Origin of the sequence: Nitrosospira sp. NpAV (assembly GCF_000832065.1) — a bacterium.
GTDB lineage: Bacteria > Pseudomonadota > Gammaproteobacteria > Burkholderiales > Nitrosomonadaceae > Nitrosospira.
In genome coordinates, this window is the sequence record NZ_JXQM01000157.1 from 1 (window position 1) to 302 (window position 302).

Sequence of the window (302 nt, forward strand, 5' to 3'; positions counted from 1 at the left end):
AACCACAGTGGGTCGATTTCCAGCTTGATCAGCAGAGGGGTGATCATAGGGATGAAAATATAGGCGATTTCAACAAAATCGAGAAAAAACCCCAACAGAAAGATAGTGAGCATCATCAGTAGGATGAATCCCCATTTTCCACCCGGAAGATGCTGTAGCAGCAGTTCGGCTGCTTCATCACCACCGGTGTAGGTGAACACCATCGAAAAGAATGTGGCACCTGCCAGAATGGTAAATACCATGGTCGTGATTTTAGTCGTTTCCATGGCGACCTGGTGCAACATACTGATTTTGAACTTTCC

1 protein-coding gene is annotated in these 302 nt (G+C 46.0%); it reads right to left on the reverse strand.

What is annotated here, in order from left to right; all coding sequences use genetic code 11:
* Positions 1 to 302, reverse strand: a 302-nt coding sequence (locus SQ11_RS15725; protein WP_156972544.1) for a TRAP transporter large permease subunit, incomplete at both ends; no start/stop codon positions are given.